The 23,111-nt window shown below is 44.7% G+C and carries 16 protein-coding genes, 1 other RNA gene and 1 pseudogene; 12 read left to right on the forward strand and 6 right to left on the reverse strand.

Features of this window, described 5'->3' with window-relative positions; genetic code table 11:
* Window positions 1-239 precede the first annotated feature (239 nt).
* The 10 genes and pseudogenes from rnr to MHH89_RS23045 all read left to right on the forward strand — a co-directional run bounded on the left by rnr (window position 240) and on the right by MHH89_RS23045 (window position 15,991).
* A pseudogene (gene rnr / locus MHH89_RS22995) lies at window positions 240-3,110 on the forward strand (ribonuclease R).
* A gap of 758 nt (window positions 3,111-3,868) precedes the next feature.
* Window positions 3,869-4,348, forward strand: coding sequence for an SsrA-binding protein SmpB (gene smpB / locus MHH89_RS23005; protein WP_036687155.1), 480 nt, complete (start codon window positions 3,869-3,871; stop codon window positions 4,346-4,348).
* A gap of 200 nt (window positions 4,349-4,548) precedes the next feature.
* Window positions 4,549-4,914, forward strand: a transfer-messenger RNA (tmRNA) gene (gene ssrA, locus MHH89_RS23010).
* A 298-nt stretch (window positions 4,915-5,212) separates the two neighbouring features.
* Entirely contained in the window at window positions 5,213-5,575 is a 363-nt protein-coding gene (locus MHH89_RS23015; RefSeq protein ID WP_076126889.1) for a hypothetical protein, read from the forward strand.
* A 408-nt stretch (window positions 5,576-5,983) separates the two neighbouring features.
* The gene (locus MHH89_RS23020; protein WP_076126891.1) at window positions 5,984-6,349 is read left to right on the forward strand and encodes a hypothetical protein; all 366 of its coding nucleotides are present in this window, start codon (window positions 5,984-5,986) and stop codon (window positions 6,347-6,349) included.
* A 792-nt stretch (window positions 6,350-7,141) separates the two neighbouring features.
* Window positions 7,142-9,445: a hypothetical protein gene (locus MHH89_RS23025; RefSeq protein ID WP_341088222.1), complete on the forward strand. Its 2,304-nt coding sequence runs from the start codon at window positions 7,142-7,144 to the stop codon at window positions 9,443-9,445.
* A 26-nt stretch (window positions 9,446-9,471) separates the two neighbouring features.
* Window positions 9,472-12,495, forward strand: a complete 3,024-nt coding sequence (locus MHH89_RS23030) for an S-layer homology domain-containing protein (protein WP_341088224.1) — start codon at window positions 9,472-9,474, stop codon at window positions 12,493-12,495.
* Window positions 12,496-12,868: 373 nt separating this feature from the next.
* On the forward strand, window positions 12,869-13,051 hold the full coding sequence (locus MHH89_RS23035; protein WP_139329976.1) for a hypothetical protein: 183 nt from the start codon (window positions 12,869-12,871) through the stop codon (window positions 13,049-13,051).
* A 284-nt stretch (window positions 13,052-13,335) separates the two neighbouring features.
* Entirely contained in the window at window positions 13,336-14,643 is a 1,308-nt protein-coding gene (locus MHH89_RS23040; protein WP_081382950.1) for an aminoacetone oxidase family FAD-binding enzyme, read from the forward strand.
* 31 nt (window positions 14,644-14,674) lie between these two features.
* Window positions 14,675-15,991, forward strand: a complete 1,317-nt coding sequence (locus MHH89_RS23045) for a BaiN/RdsA family NAD(P)/FAD-dependent oxidoreductase (RefSeq protein ID WP_076282629.1) — start codon at window positions 14,675-14,677, stop codon at window positions 15,989-15,991.
* A gap of 204 nt (window positions 15,992-16,195) precedes the next feature.
* On the opposite strand, the gene MHH89_RS23050 is transcribed toward MHH89_RS23045, so the two are convergent.
* Complete coding sequence (locus MHH89_RS23050; RefSeq protein WP_076282630.1) at window positions 16,196-16,642, reverse strand: YdeI/OmpD-associated family protein; 447 nt, start codon at window positions 16,640-16,642, stop codon at window positions 16,196-16,198.
* A 51-nt stretch (window positions 16,643-16,693) separates the two neighbouring features.
* A complete protein-coding gene (locus tag MHH89_RS23055; RefSeq protein ID WP_175623624.1) occupies window positions 16,694-17,164 on the reverse strand; it encodes a DinB family protein in 471 nt (156 codons plus the stop codon).
* A gap of 283 nt (window positions 17,165-17,447) precedes the next feature.
* Between MHH89_RS23055 and MHH89_RS23060 the strand changes: the two genes are divergently transcribed.
* Window positions 17,448-17,645: a helix-turn-helix domain-containing protein gene (locus MHH89_RS23060; protein WP_076126901.1), complete on the forward strand. Its 198-nt coding sequence runs from the start codon at window positions 17,448-17,450 to the stop codon at window positions 17,643-17,645.
* Window positions 17,646-17,727: 82 nt separating this feature from the next.
* Here the strand turns inward: MHH89_RS23060 and MHH89_RS23065 are convergent, their stop codons facing one another.
* Window positions 17,728-17,904 (reverse strand): hypothetical protein, encoded by a 177-nt coding sequence (locus tag MHH89_RS23065; protein ID WP_169744731.1) that lies wholly within the window; start codon window positions 17,902-17,904, stop codon window positions 17,728-17,730.
* 343 nt (window positions 17,905-18,247) lie between these two features.
* Between MHH89_RS23065 and MHH89_RS23070 the strand changes: the two genes are divergently transcribed.
* Window positions 18,248-20,383, forward strand: a complete 2,136-nt coding sequence (locus tag MHH89_RS23070; RefSeq protein WP_076282632.1) for a pectate lyase family protein — start codon at window positions 18,248-18,250, stop codon at window positions 20,381-20,383.
* A 143-nt stretch (window positions 20,384-20,526) separates the two neighbouring features.
* On the opposite strand, the gene MHH89_RS23075 is transcribed toward MHH89_RS23070, so the two are convergent.
* The 3 genes from MHH89_RS23075 to MHH89_RS23085 form a co-directional block, all read right to left on the reverse strand.
* Window positions 20,527-20,748, reverse strand: a complete 222-nt coding sequence (locus MHH89_RS23075) for a helix-turn-helix domain-containing protein (protein WP_076126905.1) — start codon at window positions 20,746-20,748, stop codon at window positions 20,527-20,529.
* Window positions 20,749-20,889: 141 nt separating this feature from the next.
* Window positions 20,890-21,687: a WYL domain-containing protein gene (locus MHH89_RS23080; RefSeq protein WP_076126906.1), complete on the reverse strand. Its 798-nt coding sequence runs from the start codon at window positions 21,685-21,687 to the stop codon at window positions 20,890-20,892.
* Window positions 21,674-22,987, reverse strand: coding sequence for a helix-turn-helix transcriptional regulator (locus MHH89_RS23085; RefSeq protein ID WP_076282633.1), 1,314 nt, complete (start codon window positions 22,985-22,987; stop codon window positions 21,674-21,676). Before MHH89_RS23085 ends, MHH89_RS23080 begins: the two co-directional genes overlap by 14 nt.
* Window positions 22,988-23,111 lie beyond the last annotated feature (124 nt).

A 23,111-nucleotide genomic window follows, 5' to 3' on the forward strand; every position in this document is an offset into this window, starting at 1 on the left:
AAAAAGGTTGGATCGATAGGAAGTAAATCTGAAATTGGCATGGATGTATTTCAGCAGTTAAAGGAAATTTTGTACTGTGTTAACCTTTGGATGACAGTAACAGGGATGCGCAGGATTGATTTCGTGTATACTAGGGTATGAAGTAGTAAAGGTAAAATTTACTTGGCATTACTGCAGGGCAGGACAAGATATACATATTTGCCAGCGGCTTGAAGCCGCGGAGGGCTGGGGTGACGAACATGATAACACAAGAAATATTACTCGATTTCATGCGGGAAACTGCATATAAACCAATGACTTATGAAGAGCTGGTGAGTCATTTTGCTCTAGAGGATAGTGAAGGGTTTAAAAAGTTCGAGGAGCTGCTGATTGAATTAGAGCAGGATGGAAGAATTGTATTGACCCGTACTGCACGTTATGGCGTGCCAGAACGGATGGATTTGCTGCGTGGACGTTTACAAGCACATGCGAAGGGTTTTGCTTTTTTAATCCCGGATGATCGTGATCATCCTGACGTATATATCCATGCAAATGATCTTAAGGGAGCTATGAATGGCGATATCGTTCTGATTCGTATTACCTCTAAAAGTCCGTCCGGCGGACGTATGGAAGGCGAAGTAGTACGTATTGTAAAACGTGGCGTGTTGCAGACGGTAGGTGTTTTTCAAAACCTGGAGACCTATGGTTTTGTGCTGCCTGATGATAAGCGGATTAATCGTGATATTTTTATTCCGAAGCAATCCTTTAAAGGGGCTGTAGATGGTCAAAAGGTCGTTGTGCGTATTGTGAGTTATCCGGAAGGCCGAGCAGCGGCAGAGGGTGAAATTATTGAAATTCTCGGACATAAGGATGATCCGGGTGTTGATATTCTTTCCATTATCCGCAAACATCAATTGCCTGAAGCATTTCCAGCTGAAGTGATGGATGAAGCCGATAGTGCTCCTGATTCAATTACAGAAGAGGAGATTGCGGAGCAAGGAAGACGCGACCTGCGCGGACTGAACATTGTTACGATTGATGGCGAAGATGCTAAGGATTTGGATGATGCGGTAAACGTACAGCGCTTGGAGAATGGACATTACAAGCTGGGCGTCCATATAGCAGACGTAGGTTATTATGTGCGTGAAGGCTCTGAGCTGGATAAAGAAGCCTATGACCGCGGTTGTAGTGTGTATTTGGTAGACCGGGTTATTCCGATGTTGCCGCACCGTCTATCGAACGGGATTTGCAGCTTGAATCCACAGGTAGACCGGTTAACAATGTCCTGTGAAATGGAATTTAACGAGCAAATGAAGGTTGTGAAGCACGATGTCTTTACGAGCGTGATTCGCACCAAAGAGAGAATGACTTACTCCAATGTTCGTAAAATTCTCGAAGATGAAGATCCAGAGCTGCTGGAACGTTATAGTCCACTAATTGATGATTTCCGCCTCATGAAAGAATTGGCGATGAAGCTGCGCGATGCGCGGATGCGCCGGGGTGCGGTTGATTTTGATTTTGAAGAGAGCAAAATCATCGTCGACGAGAACGGCAAGGCTGTAGATATCGTGAAGCGTGAACGTTCTGTAGCGGAGCAGATTATCGAGGAGTTTATGCTGGCGGCAAATGAAACGGTTGCTGAGCATTTCCACTGGTTGAAGGTTCCGTTCCTTTACCGGATTCACGAAGATCCAGATCCAGAGAAGCTGCAGAATTTTATGGCTTTTGCGGCCAATTTCGGATATCACGTCAAGGGCCGTGGCAATTCGGTTCATCCACGTGCTTTGCAGGATCTGTTGGAGCAAATCCAAGGCACAAAGGAACAGACGGTCATCAGTACGATGATGCTGCGTTCCATGAAGCAGGCAAAGTATGATGCGGAGAGCACGGGCCATTTCGGACTGGCTGCGGAATACTATTCTCACTTTACTTCTCCAATTCGCCGGTACCCCGATCTGGTCATTCACCGCGTAATGCGTGAAGTGATTGAGAATGGAGGGGCACTGACCCAGAAACGGCATGATTATTTGTCTAGCCGGATGCCTGACATTGCTCAGCAGTCCTCGGAACGCGAGCGTGTGGCGGTAGAAGCTGAACGCGATACGGAGCAACTGAAGAAAGCAGAATACATGCAGGATAAAGTAGGCGAGGAATTCGAGGCTATGGTCAGCAGTGTGACCAGCTTCGGAATGTTCATCGAGCTGGATAATACCGTCGAAGGTCTTATTCGTCTCAGTGCAATGAGCGACGATTATTATCACTTCGACGAAGGTCATATGGCGCTTATTGGCGAGCGCACATCGCGTGTGTTCCGCATTGGTGACGAGGTGAAGATCCGAGTCGCCAAAGTAAATATGGATGACCACACGATCGATTTCGAGTTGGTCGACATGAAGCCACGCGCGCCAGGCGAGCACCGCGGCGGTGGTTTTGCAGGCGGCCGCGGAGGCAAGGGCGGCCGGTCGGGCGGCGGCTTCATTTAAAGCCGGCCGGGGGCAAAGGCGCCGCGGGCAAGGGACGCGGCGGTAAAGGCAAGCCCGGCGGCGCTGCTGCAGGCGCGGGCAAGGGCAAGCCGGGCGCAGCTGTGCGCGCCGGTGAAGGGCCGCGCGAAGCGGCCGGTGTTGGCGCAGCGGGCGGACGCGGTAAGCGGAAGCGCGGGCGCGAGGCCGGCGAGGATGCGAGCCGGGTAGTTGCTGCGCCGGGCGCAGAGCGCGGAGGCGAAGCCGGCGGCAACGCAGGCGCGCCGCGTGAGCGCAGCGGCGGGCGAGGCCGCGGCGGAGAGACGCCGGCGGTGCCGTGGTGGACGCGGCATCAGCTTCGGCTTTGGCTCAGGCAAAGGCGGATACGGCGCTCCTGCGTCCGACGCCTCCGGCGGCGAAGCGCGGGGCGTGGACGGCAGCACGAAGTTCCGCAGCCGCGAGGATCGCGGGGGGAACTTTGGCGGTGGAGAAGGCCGTAACGGTGCTCCTACAGGCAAAGGCCGCCGCAAAAAGAAAACCAAAGGCGGCGTGTTCATCGGCCAGTCCGTGACACCAGGCAACGTAGAGACTTCTGAGCAAGTCACTTCTAAACGGAGTGACAATAATGGCGGCGCTCCAGAAGGAGCACCACGTAAGCGTAAAAAGAAATAAATGACGGTTATGCGTTGCGTAACTCTATAACGATACTAAGCACCGTCCCTCTTGGGGGCGGTGCTTTTTAACTCATAACAGGCTTGGTTAATTGCATTATGTGCAGTTAAATTTGGGTTATGTAGTAAAAGTGGTAGTTAGTTGCATTTTGTACATCTAAATCTGATGAGTTACCTCTAATTGGTCTGATTTCGCTTTTTTAGCTGCAGAAAGTGCAACTAATTAGTTTTTTGGCGGTGATAAGGCTTAAATAGTTGCACGAAATACATTTATATATAGAAAAACGTAGGTGATAGCAAGTGAATAGGTAGAGGATAGGATAGGTAGAGGATAGGCACAGTATAGGTAAAAGCGGCACTATTTGAATAGGCGTCGAATAGATGTATATCCAAGTAGGGGGAAGCGGATAATTGAGAACAAATATGTAATAAGTAATTAGGGTAGATGGATATAGATATGTGGAAATTAGTGGATAACTATCTGTTAATTAAGGCGCACAAGTAAAAGGGTAACCTCGCTATTTTCCAAAAAAGTCCAGATCAACTCAAATTAATGTTTTTTGTAACAAATGCTAGATATTGGGTAATGTTACTGACAACTATATGACAAATTAGGTGAGGTATATTTGGTTGAAGGTTCCTTGCGCTCACTTGATTCCATTTGTTACAATATAGATCAGACGTTCGATGGCTGTGTCGTTTAAGATTAGACAGACATGGTTACTTTAACTTATGAATATGATTCAAGGAGTGATTCTCATGGGTAAAAAAGCAGACGGGAAAGTACTCGCCCAGAACAAGAAAGCTTCCCATGATTATTTTATCGAGGATACTTATGAAGCTGGCTTGGTGCTGACGGGTACAGAGATCAAGTCGCTGCGTAATGGCCGCGCTAATATTGGAGATGCTTTTGCTACGATCCGCAATGGTGAGATTCAGATTCACAACATGCATATCAGCCCTTTTGAACAAGGTAACCGTGCCAATCCTACCGATCCCACACGCACACGTAAATTGTTAATGCATAAGGAGCAAATTCATAAACTGCTGGGCTTGTCCAAGCGAGATGGATTTACGATTGTGCCACTCAAGATTTATGTGCGGAATGGCTATGCGAAGCTGTTGATTGGTCTTGGTAAAGGTAAAAAGGAGTATGACAAACGTGACTCGGCTGCCAAGCGAGATGCTCAACGTGATATCCAGCGTGTACTGCGTGATAAGCAAAAGATCGCCAGATAATCTGGGAGAACTAGACGATTCAAATGAGTTCCAGTTTCAACCTTCAATTCCTTTAACCCACGTGTTAAAGTGTTGATAAATGTGCTATACTGAGTAAGTAAGTTAGTTATTGCTTCGTTACAGTTTTCTTGAATAAGAAGCTGTAGATTGGATCTCTCTTGCTTGGAAGATCCGCTTGATCCGAAGCGCCCTTTTAATGAGGGGCCGTTCTTGGATTCGACGGGGGTAGTTCGAGCATGAGTAGCGAGTAGTGGGGACGCGTCCGCTTCATCAACGCTAAAGCCTATTAAACGGCAAACAACAAAACAACTACGCTTTCGCAGCCTAAGAAACTGTGTGCGTGCTTCTACTCTGCATCGCCCATGTGACAGGGATAGGGGCTAACAAATAGTGGGATACGCTGTCTCATCTCCGCCTGCGGTGAGCTGAAGAAGACAATCAGGCTGACCCAACGTATAGTAGGATTACGGGGCGATACTCGGGTGACATCAAAACTGTGACTACACTCGTAGAAGCTTATGTGCCGTTATCTTCGGACAGGGGTTCGACTCCCCTCGGCTCCATATGGAGTATTAGAAAAAGCGACCTTTAGGGGTCGCTTTTTTGTATCCTCATAATTAAAGTTAGGCCATGCTTTTTAATGATTTCAGCCAATTCCTCAAATGTGTACTTGTGGTTTATCATGTCTACTATGAGGTCTTCGGAATGTTTGGTATGCATATTTTTAAACTGCAAAAGATTTCTCTACCACCACGAATACCGTCCTCATGAGGATGGTTCCCATACTATTGTTAACGATACCCTTTTGCAAAGTTTCTTTGTTATAATTATTATAATAATCTCTTCATTGGCTGGTGATTATGAATGAGTGAAAAATTTTGGTTAGTAGTACAGTATCCTCTAAAAAGTGAAAAAGGAAGCCAACGTGATAACTGGTTAAGAGATAAAGTAATGGAATACCTGGACATATCTCTAATAGATGCTAACTTAGGTTGTGTTGATGGCTTTGATATGGGCAAATGCATTTCCGACCCAAAAAAATATGCTCTTAATATATTTTGTATCATTACGGAAGAAGAACGTAGTATAGCCTTGGTAAAGAGAGTTTTAAGAGATAGCAGGCTTGATTATACTCGTATAAAAATTGCTACAATGCCCTATGGAAAAGAAGAAACATATAGTCTTAAATTTTCCTATAAAAAGGGTGTTACCGATTTTTCGCTATAGCACAGTTTTGAGTTTAGAATTACAACTACACCGTAAAACAATTTTCTGGCGGGAGTCATGAATTTTGTGACATCAAAGCTCTGACTACACTCGTAGAAGCTTATGTGCCGTTATCTTCGGACAGGGGTTTGACTTCCCTCGGCTCCATAAGAGGAACCCGCTGAGATAGCGGTTTTTTTGCTGTTTAGTGATTGAATTGTAGACCGAATGCAGACAAGGAATTATGGGGAACTAAAAGTATTTATTTTTGTAGACATGTTGTCTACATCTAAAATTAGATCATTCACTTTGAAGTTAATATTTAGTGGCACATTTTCCGAAACTACATCTATAAGAGCTCGAACTGATATAAGATTAGATTATGGCATTAAGCACTCAAAAGCAAAAATATTCGGGGGAATTACTATTATGAGTTTCACTATTGATTATGTTAAAAATAAAAACAGAATTATTGTAACATCGGACGGTATGGAAGTTGAGGATGCCTTTGCGTACGCAGAACAATTTCCGAAGATACTGAAGAAAACTAAGCGAGGGTTTACAGGTATGACTGTAATCACTGGTGGTCTGGTATTTAAGCAAGAGGTGATGGCAATTCTTGCTCCAACTGGTGAAGATGCTGTGAAAGCTGGAATGTCCACAAAACACAAATGGGTGTATGTTGCGCCTACGGCGTTCTACAAAACGCAAATGAATCGTATGTTTAAAGATATTGCAAACTTGTACGAATCGATAGAAGAAGCTGAAGCGTATCTTGATTCTGCAGGGAATTAGCAACTTCTAAAAATTAAAAGGACCCAGCCATCATCTGTAGCGCCAAAGGTACTTTCTGCGTATCGAAGAAGCACTGTGAAAAACCGATATATTCAGGATTAACTTATATAAATGGATCACTATACTAAGGAGTTATTCCTATGACCAGTCTCCTTAATCAGAATGACTTATCAAATATTGGTTAGAATGCTTCTAGGATGACATCAAAACTGTAAGTAGACTCGTAGAAGCTTATGTGTCATTATCTTCGAACAGGGGTTCGACTCCCCTCGGCTCCATTTGAAAGACCCGCTGATTGATATTATCCCCTTCAAGTAGACACTCAAAAAAACCTTCATGTTATCATGTAGGCTTGAGTGCCACTTGGAGGGGATATTTTTTATGGCTAAAAAAGGTCAAACATTTCAGAAGTATACAGAGGAATTCAAATTAAAGGCGGTCAGAGCGTATTAAGAGGGTTCATCGAGCTATAAGGAGGTAGCTGAACGAGAAGGGATACGTAACTGTTCTCAACTGATTGAACACACATGAGGCCAGTTTTTTCGTTCTCTAAAGTATACCTAAATAGGATGAATTATAACTGGTTAAATTTACAAATTTGTCATGTGACAATAGTGATGACAGCAGTAACTATTCTCTCAAATGCTGGAATTATATAATGGATAGATTACATAGACAAGATAGGCTTCGTAAGGCTATTGTCTATAAATTTTTATTTTGTATTATTTATTTATAATGTAATTATATTACATAAAGTATTATATTGATATTTATATGAAATGGGGAGAAACATTGAGAGAAAGAATTCTAACTCTATTCATGACGATTGCTATTCTATTCACGACAATCACACCCGGGTTGGTACCGAGTGCTGAAGCAGCAGGAGGCACAGTTACAAAGACCTATACAGCAACTGCTGATACGATGCAATTAAATGGTCAAGCGGAATATAACGGAATCTATGATAATGACGGAGATGGTTATCTATATGTCGGCATGAGCAATAATGACGGCTTCGTCAATGTGCGCAATAGAATGGCCGCATCTTTCAATTTAGGTGCTCCAGAAGGGACCATTGTATCAGCAGAGCTGGTTGTGGCGGTTGCTACTGTATTAAGAGTCCCGAATCACACGCTGTACATGGAGGCAAGGGGCTCTGCTGCGAATAGTTTGGACCATAATTTTAATGGTACCTTCCCCTTCGTAGATGTGAATAGCCCTTTTTCAGATAAATTTACGGCGAAAAGCACTGCGGAAGTGCCGATGGGCACTTATCTTCAGGATCAATCGATTACTTTCAATGTTAAGAGTGCTGTCGATGCCTTTACGGGTGGTTCTGATCGCACAGTAACTTTTACACTTAACGGCAATGAAGCAGATGCAGACAGCGGGAGATTTTTATTGTATTCCTTAGAAGCTTCGAATGCTGCATTTCGCCCGAAGCTAGTCGTTACTTATGAGACCGGACCGACGAATACCCCGCCTACGGGCTCTTTCAAAATTGCGGAGGGAACAGCGACAAGCGCCAGCACAGTCAATCTATCCGTAACAGGTTCAGATCCTGATGCAGGTGATAGTGTTACCCATATGAGATTTGCGAATAGCGTTGCTAATTTATCGGCGGCATCTTGGTTGCCTTTCAGCAATACAGCAACATTCAGTCTAAGTGGAGGGGATGGGGCGAAGAACATCTATATGCAGGTGAGAGATTCCAACAATGCGATATCTGCCAGTTCTTCTCAGATCATTCTATTGGATCAGACAGCACCAACAGGTGCACTGATTATTAATGATGGTGCTGCATGGACGAAATCAGAGATGGTCACTTTAAAAGGAACCTATACGGATGGAAGCGGCTCAGGAGTTGAGCAGGTGCGTCTCTCCAATGTTAATGGGACTTGGCAGACCAGCTGGTTCAGTATCGCTGATCTGAACGGGAGGTCATGGGTCCTTCCGGCTGGACAGGGAGTCAAAAACGTATATGTACAATATAAAGATAGAGTTGGTAATTCGAGCAACTCAACTATTAGTAGTACAATTACAGTAGATACAATAGCTCCTGTTATTACAAATGTAGTGAATAACATAGTATATAATAGCAAAGTTAATCCTCTATTTTATGAAGGCAGCGGATTGCTTAATGGGAGTCCCTATACCAGTGGTACAGACATCACCCAGGATGGAACGTATACACTGATCGTCACCGATCAAGCAGGCAATAGTGCGACGGTGGTTTTCAAGGTTGATACGATAGCACCTACCGTAACGGGAATAGCGAATGGTGTAATATACAACACAATCAAAACGATTACCTTTAACAAAGGAACCGCGACTTTAAACGGAGCTGCTTTTGTTAGTGGTGCACAGGTTTCACAAGATGGTGTGTATACCCTGATTGTAACGGATACAGCAGGCAATGTAACAACGATTAACTTTGAGATAGACACAACAGCACCTAAAATTAAAGGGGTAAGCGAGGGCGGGGTTTATAAGTCGGTTACTCCCAGTTTTAATGAAGGAACAGCGCAGCTGAATGGAACTGCTTATATGAGCGGTACAAGGATTGATCAGGATGGTGTGTATACGCTGGTTGTAACCGATACAGTAGGTAATGTAACAACGGTTAACTTTGAGATCGAAAATGTGGCGCCAATTGTTACGGGAGTAATGGAGGGCGGAATTTATATATCGGTAGTTCCTAGTTTTAATGAAGGGACAGCGCAATTGAATGGAACTGCTTATACAAGCGGTACAAAGATTGATCAGGATGGTGTGTATACGCTGGTTGTAACCGATGCAGCAGGCAACGTCACGATGGTGAAATTCATCATTGACAGAACCGCTCCAACCGTCATAAGCGTTGTTTACGGGGTGAGCTACAACACCGACAGAACGATCACTTTTAACGAAGGTACGGCAACGTTGAACGGAGATCCATTCGCAAGTGGCGAGACCGTTTCCGCTGAAGGCAACTATACACTCATTGTGACCGATGCGGTGGGCAACGTTACGACAGTCAGCTTTACGATCCACAAAGCTATGGCCCAACCGTTACTGGGGTTGTTTACGGATCGAGTTATAATACCGACAGAATGATCACGTTTAACACGGGAATCGCAACATTGAACGGAGATCCCTTTGCTAGCGGATCTGAAGTCAGTGCCGAGGGCGACTACACACTCATCGTAACGGACGCGATGGGCAACGTTACAACCATTGCATTCACGATCGATAAAACGGTCCCGATCATTAGCGGTGTGACCGACGGCTCTATCTATAACACGAATCAATCGATTACGTTCAATGAAGGTACGGCGACCTTGAACGGAGATCCATTTGCAAGTGGCGCAACCATTTTCGCCGAAGGTGACTATACGCTTGTGGTGACGGATGAGGCGGGTAACGTTACGACGGCCAACTTCACCATTGACAGAACCGCTCCAACCGTCACCGGGGTTGTTTACGGGGTGAGCTACAACACCGACAGAACGATCACTTTTAACGAAGGTACGGCAACGTTGAACGGAGATCCATTCGCAAGTGGCGAGACCGTTTCCGCCGAAGGCAACTATACACTCATTGTGACCGATGCGGTGGGCAACGTTACGACAGTCAGCTTTACGATCCACAAAACCGGCCCAACCGTTACTGGGGTTGTTTACGGATCGAGTTATAATACCGACAGAATGATCACGTTTAACACGGGAATCGCAACATTGAACGGAGATCCCTTTGCTAGCGGATCTGAAGTCAGTGCCGAGGGCGACTACACACTCATCGTAACGGACGCGATGGGCAACGTTACAACCATTGCATTCACGATCGATAAAACGGTCCCGATCATTAGCGGTGTGACCGACGGCTCTATCTATAACACGAATCAATCGATTACGTTCAATGAAGGTACGGCGACCTTGAACGGAGATCCATTTGCAAGTGGCGCAACCATTTTCGCCGAAGGTGACTATACGCTTGTGGTGACGGATGAGGCGGGTAACGTTACGACGGCCAACTTCACCATTGACAGAACCGCTCCAACCGTCACCGGCGTTGTTTACGGGGTGAGCTACAACACCGACAGAACGATCACTTTTAACGAAGGTACGGCAACGTTGAACGGAGATCCATTCGCAAGTGGCGAGACCGTTTCCGCCGAAGGCGACTATACACTCATTGTGACCGATGCGGTGGGCAACGTTACGACAGTCAGCTTTACGATCCACAAAGCCGGCCCAACCGTTACTGGGGTTGTTTACGGATCGAGTTATAATACCGACAGAATGATCACGTTTAACACGGGAATCGCAACATTGAACGGAGATCCCTTTGCTAGCGGATCTGAAGTCAGTGCCGAGGGCGACTACACACTCATCGTAACGGACGCGATGGGCAACGTTACAACCATTGCATTCACGATCGATAAAACGGTCCCGATCATTAGCGGTGTGACCGACGGCTCTATCTATAACACGAATCAATCGATTACGTTCAATGAAGGTACGGCGACCTTGAACGGAGATCCATTCGCAAGTGGCGCAACGGTTTTTGCCGAAGGTGACTATACGCTTGTGGTGACGGATGAGGCGGGTAACGTCACAATGATTTCTTTCACAATTGATCGAACAAACCCGATTATAACCGGTCTAACTGTAGGAATAAGCAACTACACCAGTCCGTTGACGATTGGATTTAATGAAGGTACCGCTACATTAAACGGTCAGCCCTTCACAACCGGAACGAGAGTTATATCTTCTGGCAACTACACGCTAGTCGTCATCGATGAAGCAGGAAATCAGACGATTGCCACGTTTACGCTGAACATCTCGACTCCTGAATCCGGTTCAGGTTCAAGCTCAGACCCAAGTACAAGCTCAAGTACAAGCCCAATTCCAAGCTTAGGGCTAGAGATCGAGATCAATGGAGTTAAACAGAAGGATTTAGCCAAAGAAACAACTGCTGTTATGAACGGAAAGAAAGTGACAACGGTAACCATCGACGAGAAGAAATTATCGCGTTACCTCGATTCCTTACCCGATAAGCCAGTCATTAACATACCGGTCCATAATGATTCAGATCGTGTTCTTCTGCTCTTAAACGGTCAGCTTATCACAACACTGAATGACCGAAACGCAGTTATTCTAATTCAAACGGAGCTTGGTTCCTATCTTCTAGCTGCCAACCGGATCGATTGGAGTCTTGTCACGAAGCGTTTCGGTTCGGAGGATGCACTGCGAAACATGGTGATTCAAGTCGAGATTACCAATGTACCAGAAAGCGATATCGTGCAACTTGCTAATAGTATAGGGAAGGCAAGACTCTTGTCGCCGCCGATTGATTTCAACATCACAGCAGCACATGGCGGTAAGACGATTGAGCTCAACAAGTTTCTTAGCTATGTCGAGCGGACGATTGTCATTCCCAATTCAGCAGATGATCACAATAAAAATATAACGGGGATTACGATGACGAAGGATGGAAACATCGTGCCGGTACCTACCCGAATGATGAGGGAGAACGGCAAGACCTTTGCTGTCATTTATAGCCTGACAAATAGCGTCTATGCCGTTATAGAGAATGACAAAACCTTTGCGGATATTCAGAATCATTGGGCGAAGTATGATATCGAACAAGTAGCGTCCAAGCTGATCGTCCAAGGTGTCACTGAATCGAGCTTTCAACCGAACAAGCAAATTACCCGAGCTGAGTTCACGGCGATGTTGGTCCGGGCTCTCGGATTACACACGGTTGATCAGCCTACTAGCTTTACTGACGTCAACAGCGGGCAATGGTATTACGAAACGGTCTCCATTGCGGAAGGCTACGGGTTAGTTACGGCAAGTAACAACAGCCAGTACACTCCCAACGAGAAGCTAAGCCGAGAAGAAGCAATGGTGTTGCTGGGGAAAGCCATGAAGCTTGCTGGGATGGATACAGCGATTTCCGATAGCGAAGCCGCTCAACAGCTTAGCACATTCAAAGACCATCATTTGCTCGACTTGTCTGCAAGAGCGGCAGCTGCACTTAACGTTAAATACGGAATTATCATAGGCAATCAAGGACAGCTTACGCCGAACAATGTCATTACACGTGCCGAAGCTACCGTCATTTTACAACGCTTGCTCGAAGCGGCCAAACTGAGTTCGTAACAGCAAGAACCTTCAACCACAAGCTAAGTGGTTGAAGGTTCTTTTTTGTGTATATTTAGAGGAACTCGTCATGCATTACCTCGTGATCACCCATTACAAACTCCTGCTCAGCCGTTATTTGCCCCTTCTAGATTTGATCGTACTTGCGAAGTTTGTAATTAACCGCTTCGAACGCTTCGTCTAGGTCTTGTTGTCGTTGCAACTCTTTTTTATGCTACTCAAGGATCGCCTTTCTTTATAGGAGAGTTTGTTTTCCTTGAATGGCTAAATCAGTGTAATAAAGATGCTTCCAAAGGCAAAGTTACGGATATGTCTACCGCAAGCTCTTATGCAGTGAATCTAATTAAAGATGAAGCAGAAGCTAGTATTATCAATGGGAAGAAGAATGGCGTATTTGATCCGCTGGGCAATGCCACACGCGCATCGATACGCTGACCAAGGAATGATCTTAAACTATGCTACCTCGCCGAACATCCGAATCATCACACGGCGGCGAATTGTGGATTTGTACAGCCATGGCTCGGCTCCATATGGAGTACTATTGAAGACACCATGAAAGGTGTCTTTTTTCATATTTTCAGAATATGATCTGGACTATGCGTGGCGGTTCAAAAAAATGAGTATCTTGCTAGATCCAGTATCTTTCGTATGTGGAATTAAAGATTGCAGTGAAGAAGGTGTGAAGGAAAATTTAAGGTTCTATATAGGGATAAAAAAGGCAAACCTAGGATAGGAAGAGTTAATAGGGAGATATAAATGAAAACCAGTATACTTATGCTATAATTTAATAAAGTGACTCTGTGTTTTAGAAAAATTGGATAAAGGATGCATTGACCAACCATGTATGAGAATCAGACTTCTATGCACCACAAGCTGTTTATTATCGGCGCAGGTGCTGCCGGACTAATGGCCGCCGTTACTGCGCGTGATATGGGTATCGATACTGCCATTCTGGAGGGTAACGACCGGATTGGAAAGAAGATATTAATGACAGGTGATGGCCGCTGTAACATTACGAATGAATCCACTGCGACGGGTACGGATGAAGCAATTGCTTTATCGCACAAGTATCACAGTAATCAGGCCGGATTTCCACTTGCGGTATTGCAGCAATTTGGCATCCGTCAGACTATAGATTTTTTCTCCTTTCTCGGGCTTCCACTTACAAGATTGAAGGAGGGCTTGATGTATCCAATGTCGCTGCAGGCAGCAGCGGTGCTGGATATTTTCCAGCTTGCGCTGGAGGATCGGAATGTTCCGGTATACCTCAATAACAAAGTGTTGGATGTTACTGTTTCGAAGAATCATCCGCGCTTCAAGATAAAATGCCAAACGGAGACAGAGGAGGAGGTTGTTTATACTAGCGACTATCTACTTCTATCTGCGGGTGGCCTTGCCGGTCCAAATGCGGGAAAAGAACCTCCTGGGTATACACTTGCCGAACGTCTGGGGCACACCCTGATTGAGCCTTTGCCGGCCATTGTGCAATTGAAGCTGCAATATCCGAATATGAGGGCACTGTCCACTATCAAATCTCAGGGACAAGCTCATATCATTGTGAACGGTAAAGTCATCTGCAGTGAACAGGGTGAAATTGCCTTCACGGATTATGGTATTACCGGCCCGCCCATTCTTCAGCTAAGCAGGAAGGCTGCGTATCATCTTGCAAGAGGAGAACAGGTAACATTGTCGGTTGATCTGATGCCGGGCCGCACGGAGGAAGAGTTAGTTGAGTTTTTAGAAAGGCTCTGGGAGACCTTTGGACACCGGACTGTGGCGGATTGCCTTGTTGGCATCTTCAATAAGAAGCTTGTTTCTGTCCTACTAAAAGAGACTGGCTTAGATCAACAGCCAGAGCTGCTTTGCCAGGATCTATCGATGAAAACCAAGGGGAAATTTTATCGAATCTTGAAGCGTTGGGAATTTAAAGTGACGGATACCAATGGCTTTACGAATGCGCAAGTGACAGCCGGCGGCATTGATACGTCGGAACTCATCGAAGGAACGCTGGAATCCAAGCTGGTGCCTGGGCTGTATTTGGCTGGCGAAGTGATGGATGTCGACGGAGATTTCGGCGGCTATAACCTGCAATGGGCCTGGAGTTCCGGATATGTGGCCGCCATGGCGCTAGCTAAGTCAATTCAATAAATTTATCAGGAAAAGGGATGCATCAATTAACATGTATAAGGATCAGACTTCTAAGCACCACGAGCTGTTCATTATCGGTGGGGGTGCTGCAGGTCTAATGGCTGCAGTTACAGCGAGGGATCAAGGTATTGATACAGCAATTATTGAAAGCAATGACCGGCTTGGGAAGAAAATAATAACGACGGGTAACGGGCGTTGCAACATTACGAACCAATCCACCGCCACCGGTACGGATGAAGCGGCCGCTTTATCACGCAAGTATCACAGTAATCAGGAAGGATTCCCAATACATGTATTGCGGCAATTCGGTGTCCGCCAAACGATCGAATTTTTCTCCTCACTCGGGCTTCCTTTTGTAAGCTTGGAGAATGGCCGGATGTATCCGATGTCGCTGCAGGCGGCTTCGGTGCCGGGTGTATTTAAGCTGGCGCTGGAGGATCGGAATGTTCCCGTATATTATAAACATAAAGTGTTGGATGTTACCGTTTCGGCGGGACATCCGCGGTTCGCGATAACCTGCCAGACGGAGACAGAGGAACAGGTTGTGTATACCAGCGACTATCTTTTTCTATGTGCAGGCGGCCTTACCGCTCCCAAAACGGGAACGGACGGCTCCGGTTATACGCTTGTCCAACGTCTGGGGCACACCCTGATCAACCCGGTGCCAGGCATTGTACAATTGAAGCTGGATTATCCGTATTTGAAGGAACTATCGGGCATCAAATTTGAGGGAGAGGCCCATGTTATCGTAAACAATGAAGTCATCCGCACTGAGTCTGGTGAGATTCTTTTTACGGACTATGGTATCTCGGGCCCGCCCATACTTCAGCTCAGCAGAAAGGCTGCGTATAATCTCGGAATAGGAGAATCGGTGACATTGTCGGTTGATTTAATGCCGGAGCGCACGGAGGAAGAGTTAATTGATTTTCTGGAGATCCACTGGGGGATCTTCGGACACCGGACGGTTGCCGATTCTTTTGTGGGCATCGTCAGCAAGAAACTGATTCCAGTACTGCTGAAGGAGGCTGGAATTGATCAACAGCCGCACTTGCTTTGTATGGATTTATCATGGAAAACCAAGAAAATATTTTATCGAATCTTGAAACGTTGGGAATTTAAAGTGACCGATACCAATAGCTTCACGAATGCACAAACAACAGCCGGTGGCATTGATACGACGGAGCTAATCGAAGGAACGTTAGAATCTAAGTTAGTCCCTGGGCTGTATTTGGCAGGTGAAGTGATGGATGTGGATGGAGATTGCGGCGGCTATAACCTGCAATGGGCTTGGAGCTCCGGCTACGCCGCTGCTATGGCACTTGCTAATCGACGTGCCAGCACCACGTAAGGGGGCAGAGGGTTGCTGACTCTTAAACGATCATCTATTACTATGGCAGAGGTTTGCTGTAACAAGTCTGGTTTTAGTAATGTGAAAGCGATGAGGATTGTTTCTCATCGCTTTTTTTGTGATTTTTTAAAGTTTGGTGCTCATTTTATTCGTTGCTTAACTCTGATGTCTTTATTTTACCTCAACTTTATTGTCGTCCCTTTATTAATCCTTAAGTTTATCAATTAGAGTTAGTATTCGTCTATTTTTTGTATCTTCCTTTTTAGCAAGCTCAATATAATTAATCTGCTCTCGTTTAATGTAATCAGGCTGGTTTAGAAATGTATTCAGCATGTGGTACTCTTCAAGGTTTGTAGTAATGTAATCAGGCACAATCAGTTTACGATTTTCCTCACATTTCTTAAGTATTATATGTAATGTATCACCGAGCTCTTTTTGTACTGCTCTTCGAATAAATTCGTTATAAACAAAATAATGCCCATTCTTTGACGGCAATAAAGTATGGTCAAATTCGTGCCCGTCAACAGAGATTTGAATAGGTACTTTACCATTAGTATTGAATATCTCCCTTACTGAATAGGGGAAATAGACTACTTTCCATTTCATTTTACCTTCCAGCAGCTTTATCTCACTATCAAATTCATAAACCATATTAAATAACACTCCTCGTGGTAAAGAAGCTGATTTCGGTCACTCATTTTATCATAGCCACTTTGCTGTTTCTAGGTGATTCGAATTCAATATGCTGTTGCAATAACCTATATGATGTTGAACATGCCTTATCTGCATGAGGATAACATCAGTTTTAGTTATTTCTTCGTATAGTACACATGGTTCCAATAATCTGCCGTCAGTAAGTTCAGCAAAAAAATTACGAGCCACACTCATTATCTCCTCTACGTACTCCGTCATTTCCTCCTTAGTAGGGTAGTCAGAGCACTCCTTATCTAAGTCTTCTGTTATATCTTTACCGAAGTCAGGTATCGTGAATTCTTCATCCTTCTGCTGCCTAAACCAAAATTTCATGCTGGTTGTAGCATGGAATATATGCTTCCAGTATTTATGCTTGGCATCCTTCCAAAAATGATCAGGACATACTTCGATAAGATTCTTCAACATTTCTACGGTTGGATCAAACTGTCTTCTTAAAACAGCCACCATCTTATCACTCATGTTCATCAACTCACTTCTTGAATTTTAGAATCTTAACTTTATTCTTGTTCTCAGCAACCAAAACCTTCCATTTTACGATGGTGCATTTGGAAAATTTGTGAAACATACTCAATCACAAACCCAACTGTTACGGGATTTTCCGTTCTTTGAACATCTTGATGATGAATAATTAGCTGAAATTGCTAAGGTATGTGGCGAGCGTACTTATATAAAAGGAGAGTCCATCTTTTTTGAGGGTGAAGAGGGAGAGGAGCACTATCTGGTTCTATCTGGAGTTGCTCACGTGTTGTTGCGTCTAACAGAACAGCACGGAGTGCCCTCTGATAAAGGTGTTCTAATCGATTTGAAATTAACGCATCAACACCTGGCGGATATGACAGGAACGGCGCGTGAGACCGTGACAAAATCATTGCTTGGATTACAGGATGAGCAGTTGATACGTATTGATCAGAGGAAAATACATTATGATGCGGCTCCATAGGTAGTAAAAGAAAAGACACCTTGAAGGGTGTCTTTTTACGTTATTGCAGCTTGAAAAAAAGATGCCAACATTATCCCCGACTTTAATGAAAGTTCCCGGTTTCATTTTCCGTGAATTTTCCGTCGCTGTCATGCTGAGATTGCTTGCGGCGATCATTACGGGCTTGTTGTTGCTGTTGGGCTTCCAGGCTGTTTACGGGCGTGGCTTCCAAATCTTTTACGGTGTTGATCAGATTCTTGTCTGGTTTATTTGCGCTCAATTGAAAATTCCTCCTTGATTACCTAATGGTTGTGAATTTTATTATGTGCTGGCTACTGTGTGGCTATTCGTGTTGTATGATCACAATCCATTCGCTGTCCTATAATCATTAGCTCAGAACACGGTTAGATATGGGAGATATGAGTAAATGATTGTTTCGGAACCTTTTTTAGTTTTGATATGTTGAACGTGTTCTGGTTCCAGAATTTGGATTATTCTCGAAGGGGGACAGGGGCTAGATGCAGGATCTCTTTCTAAATATTTAGGAGGTGAAAAGAGAAACTTCATTTTTTGCAAGCGGTTACAATGATATCTGCAACAAATTAAAATCGGGAGGAAATAAAATGAAAAAAAGAGTTGCAAAGGTAACCAGTATTGTTGTGTTGTTTTCTCTTGCTCTTTCTTTAATAGTAGGTGGATGGACAAATACGGTGGTGCATGCTGCTGGTCTTGCGGTAACAGGCAGTGGAGGCTGGAATGAAACGGCATATGTGGAATGGTCACCTGTAAGCAATGCGACAGGGTATAACGTTTATGTTAAATTGGCAAGTGCAGCGGATTCTGGGTATCAACAAATTAATAATGAGTTAATCCGCAAATATCCTTCCTACTGGAGAGCCGATGCTGTAGGGCTTGCAGCCGGAAATTATGTGATGAAAGTTGAAGCTACCTTGTCAGGGGGTGGGACGGTAAGTGCGGTTTCAAATCCACTATCCGTAACGTCATATGAACGCTCAGGATTTGCTTTTTCGACTAGCTCGCAATATGGTACGGGATCAGGGGCTTATAATGAGAATGGAACCCTCAAGAATGGTGCTCAAGTGCTGTATATAACATCTCAGACTGCGCAAACCGTAACCCTTGGTGTGAAAATCAACAGCTCCGGCGCTGTACAAACAGGGGTTGGCCTGGGCGGTATTCTGGCACTGAGACAAAAAGGCTATGATACAACTCCACTTGCGATTCGAATTATCGGAAAAGTTACAGCTGCTGATCTGAGTGGACAGCTTAACAGCAGTGGGTATCTTGAAGTCAAAGGTAAAAACAATTATTCGGAAATGAATATTACTATTGAAGGTATCGGAAATGATGCTTACGCATACGGATGGGGAATGCTTCTAAGATATGTAGGTAATGTGGAAGTAAGAAACCTGGGTGTAATGTTATTCCCCGACGATGGCATTTCAATGGATTCTGGCAATATGAATGTCTGGGTGCATAATAATGATATTTTTTATGGAGCTGCTGGAGGCGATGCAGACCAAGCCAAGGGCGACGGTTCCACAGACCTTAAAAATGGATCCAACTATATTACAATCTCTTACAACCATTACTGGGATTCCGGAAAATCTTCGTTAGTTGGTTTGAGTGAGCCGGCTGAATTTTTTGTTACCTTCCACCACAACTGGTTTGACCATTCGGACTCCCGTCATCCGCGGATTAGAGTGGCATCCGTCCATATCTATAACAACTTTTTCGATGGTATCTCCAAATACGGTGTGGGTGTTACTACAGGTGCTTCAGCTTTTGTAGAATCTAATTATTTTAGACATGCTAAGTTTCCAATGATGATCTCCTTACAAGGTACAGATGCTTTAGGGGAGGGCACGTTCTCAGGCGAAAATGGAGGTGTGATTAAAGCCTATAACAATCTTATTGTAGAGGCTTCAAGTCTCATCTATGCGAATTCAAACACAGGGACAGCTCCTGCTAATGTTACCTCATTTGATGCTTACTTAGCTTCGTCAAGAAATGAAACCGTCCCAAGCTCATACAAAGCATTAAAAGGCGGAACAGCCTATAACAACTTCGACACGAGCGTAAATACAGGAGTGAACGTATCTAATATTGATAACGTAAGCAATGTTGAACAGATTGTTATGGCAAAAGCCGGCCGTCTGAATGGCGGAGACTTCACATGGGAATTTAATGATTCAGTGGATGACGTTTCGTATGCGCTTAATACAGCGCTGATGTCTGCAATCAGAAGCTACACAACGGGACTTGTCTCTGTAGGGGGGAATTCAAACCCAACGAACCCGACTCCGACTCCATCAGTAACACCTACGCCAACAGTAACTCCTGTGCCAACAGCGACCCCAGCTCCAACAGCGACTCCAGCACCGACGACAACGCCAGTGCCGACAGCGGGATCAACCGTTCACAACTTTACTACGGATGGAACAACAAGCAGCTTCTTCAATATTCAAGGCAATCTCTCAACAAGTAAGGGAACTGTGGCCTATCAGGGTTTAACCCTAACCCAATGTCTAAAAATCGAGAGTGCAACCAGCATTCAATTCACTGCTGCTAAAGCTTCAACGTTAACCCTAGTGTTCAACACAGAGGGAACAAAAATCAAAGTGGATGGAACAAGTTATCCTATAACCAATGGCATTGCCACTGTCTCTCTAGCCGCAGGTGCACATACCATTACAAAAGATAGTACGGCGAATCTATACTATATGAAGCTGGAATAGGGGAATGGCTGCCTCTACTTTAATATGGAGTATCAGAAACGCAGAAAAGCGACCTGTAGGGGTCGCTTTTCTTTGCTTTTTCTTATGATCTTATTACTTGAGTTATTGTCGATTCAAAAACTATTAATTTTGTGTTGATTTGATTAATCTTTATCATCAACCAAATCAATAATCTCACGAATATCCTCAATATTTAAAGCTTCTGCAATTTTGCCTATATGACTAAAGTTAATATTCTCCCTTTTTCCATTAGCTAACTCACTTAATGCGGCATGTCGGACATCGGATATTCTGGATAATTCTCGTAGGGAAATCTTATGTTTTTTGGTCAATTCTGAAATTTTCACTATAACTCTCTTTCCCACTTCTAATCCCCTCACTAACTCTCAGTTTTTAAGAAAGCTGCTGTAAGTAAAGTAAAAGACATCTTAACCGTGTCTTTTACTTTACTATATAAGCACGTTTCAGCACTTCAGGATAGTTGACCAGCTTATACTAATTCTCGGTTATTCCCCATACCGGTCAATCGCCATAGCTGCGGATTTCAGCATGCGCCGCTTAAGATGCTCACCCTCGACGATTTTTACGCGGAGGCCAAGAAAACGGATTTTGGACAATAGGAATTCGCTATCGTCTCTCATGTAGATGACTTTGATTCGATAGATACCCGAATTTTCATCAAAGGACACGGATTTATCAAAACAGGAAAAGGCGTACAGAATTCGTGATAGCTCAGCATTAAAGGTGGGGATGACTTGAATACATGCACATTCCTTCTGATCCTCTAATAATCGCATTATCCTTGCTTTTAAATCATTAATCCGTTTGGCAGGGAAGGGAGCTACTTCAACAGAAATAATGTTTTTTAGTTTAGTGGACATAAGAGAACGTTGCCGGGTGCTGTACCATTGCAGATACCACTCCCGCTTATACATGTTGTATTCCAGCTTATGAGGGAACCCGGTTTGGTCAGTTCGTTGGCCTCCATGCTTAATATGGAAAGTAATAAGGATCGCTTGATTCTGCATGATTATACGGCGGAGTGTACGAAGCATTGGATGATAGACCTGCCGCTCTTTGCTTTTAGCTTTCTCCATAATAATTTGCCGCACTTCTGTGGACGCTTCTGCCTCCAATATGGCGTTCAATTTACTTAAGGTATCCAGTGTAAAAGCTGCTTCTGAGGCCGGGTGCATTAACATGGTTTTCAGCCAGGAACGTTCCTGGGAGGTCAGCGCTAATGAACCCACTTCGTCGAGGCGTGAAATGATTTGGAAGTTAAATATTTTCTCAAATGGATTCATAATAGCTGTGAATCTCCTTCCACTCCGCGATAAATTGCTTACGCAGCCAAGGGGGTTCTAATACCTCGCAGCTCGAACCAAAGCTTCGTAACCACGGCTTAATTTCATAAATACCATTCACTATGATCTCATAAAGGAATGTAGAATCGGACTCTTCCGTAATTTCTCCCCACTGTCCCTGCGCTTCAACCCGCTCCCGAATAAAATTAACACCTGGGCGATTGGGGTTATAAAATCTTGCCACCACTTTAATTGCACGGGTGGTATCTATAACCCAGCTGGTTGTCATCTGCTCTTCCAGATTGCTGAGTTTCTGAGCAAACTCTGCTTCTTCCACAGTGTCGCCCTCCTCAATTTGAGTGAGGCCCTCCATTCGGAATTTCATGATGCCCATACGTGAATTATGTCCGATTAAATACCAGCGCCCATATTGATGGTCATAGATGACGCGGAGCGGAAGAACAGTTTCTGTGACGCCCCTTGTTTCCCGCTCAAAGAGAGGATTGGTATTCTGAGAGGCGTAGTTTTTGCCCTTTTTAGGGGATAGATATAGAAACTTGATTTTTTTTCGCTGCTGAATGGCTGCAAATATCGTATATAGGTGTGCCTCATCAAGAATACGTGAATGATAATTATATTTGTATCTATGGGTTTCCGTAGCTTCGAGGGTATAACCCCGCTTCCGCAGGACCTTTTTTAAGGTGTCGCGCAGCAGGTAACCTTGTACAGACGGAGTCTGCGTGTTGGCGATGACATCAACATAGTCGTAAAGATCCAAGAGCTGATCGCCGGATAATTGATCAATCAGATCGTTAGCAGCCTTGTATCGATAAGGCCGACCTTCGTTTACACGAAGAATAACGCCAACTTCCTCAAGGTATTTCAGATCTCCACGGATGGTTTTCTCATCGGGCATTGGATAATCGGTTGGCATTTGCTCACTGCACACATCCTGTAGATCTTTAGCCGTTAGCTCCTGAGTCTGGAGCGCAGTTAATAGTAGTGTAAGCCGGATGCTCTCCGTTTCCTTAAGCGACTTCGCCCGGAACAAGAACAGGAGCAGCGGGTCGGCAGATTCATAGTAGTTATAGCGGAGCCACTCAGAGAGTTCTGTTGCTTGTTCTGTAGGCAGATCCTGTTGTAAGACGGTTACCATGCCCTTCAGGTTGCGCAGCGTTTTGTCATAGGTATGTACAGAAATGCCGAGACGATCGGCGAATTGTTGTCTGCTGTAAGCTCCCCCCGCTAAAGAGAGCATGCGAAGAAATTGAATCTCCTTGTCAAAACTTTCCCGGGCCATTTGTATCCCTCCACCCTGTAGCGAATCCATAAGAAATAGTAGTACTCATTATATTAAGCACCAGAGTTGAATAAAATGGAAGTGTTTTTGGCCGCCGCCATACTTCCGCCCTGTTCGTTACAGG

The sequence above is a fragment of the Paenibacillus sp. FSL H7-0323 genome, assembly GCF_038002725.1.
In the GTDB taxonomy this organism is placed as follows: Bacteria; Bacillota; Bacilli; order Paenibacillales; family Paenibacillaceae; genus Paenibacillus_AQ; species Paenibacillus_AQ odorifer.

What these genes read in the sequence shown, in the direction of transcription:
- MHH89_RS23055 (WP_175623624.1), bottom strand. Translation starts at nt 17,164, where the DNA reads ATGAGTGATAAGATGGTGGCTGTTTTAAGAAGACAGTTTGATCCAACC.
- MHH89_RS23020 (WP_076126891.1), top strand. Translation starts at nt 5,984, where the DNA reads ATGAGTTTCACTATTGATTATGTTAAAAATAAAAACAGAATTATTGTA.
- smpB (WP_036687155.1), top strand. Translation starts at nt 3,869, where the DNA reads ATGGGTAAAAAAGCAGACGGGAAAGTACTCGCCCAGAACAAGAAAGCT.
- MHH89_RS23040 (WP_081382950.1), top strand. Translation starts at nt 13,336, where the DNA reads ATGTATGAGAATCAGACTTCTATGCACCACAAGCTGTTTATTATCGGC.
- MHH89_RS23045 (WP_076282629.1), top strand. Translation starts at nt 14,675, where the DNA reads ATGTATAAGGATCAGACTTCTAAGCACCACGAGCTGTTCATTATCGGT.
- MHH89_RS23050 (WP_076282630.1), bottom strand. Translation starts at nt 16,642, where the DNA reads ATGGTTTATGAATTTGATAGTGAGATAAAGCTGCTGGAAGGTAAAATG.
- MHH89_RS23085 (WP_076282633.1), bottom strand. Translation starts at nt 22,987, where the DNA reads ATGGCCCGGGAAAGTTTTGACAAGGAGATTCAATTTCTTCGCATGCTC.
- MHH89_RS23015 (WP_076126889.1), top strand. Translation starts at nt 5,213, where the DNA reads ATGAGTGAAAAATTTTGGTTAGTAGTACAGTATCCTCTAAAAAGTGAA.
- MHH89_RS23070 (WP_076282632.1), top strand. Translation starts at nt 18,248, where the DNA reads ATGAAAAAAAGAGTTGCAAAGGTAACCAGTATTGTTGTGTTGTTTTCT.
- MHH89_RS23035 (WP_139329976.1), top strand. Translation starts at nt 12,869, where the DNA reads ATGGGAAGAAGAATGGCGTATTTGATCCGCTGGGCAATGCCACACGCG.
- MHH89_RS23080 (WP_076126906.1), bottom strand. Translation starts at nt 21,687, where the DNA reads ATGAATCCATTTGAGAAAATATTTAACTTCCAAATCATTTCACGCCTC.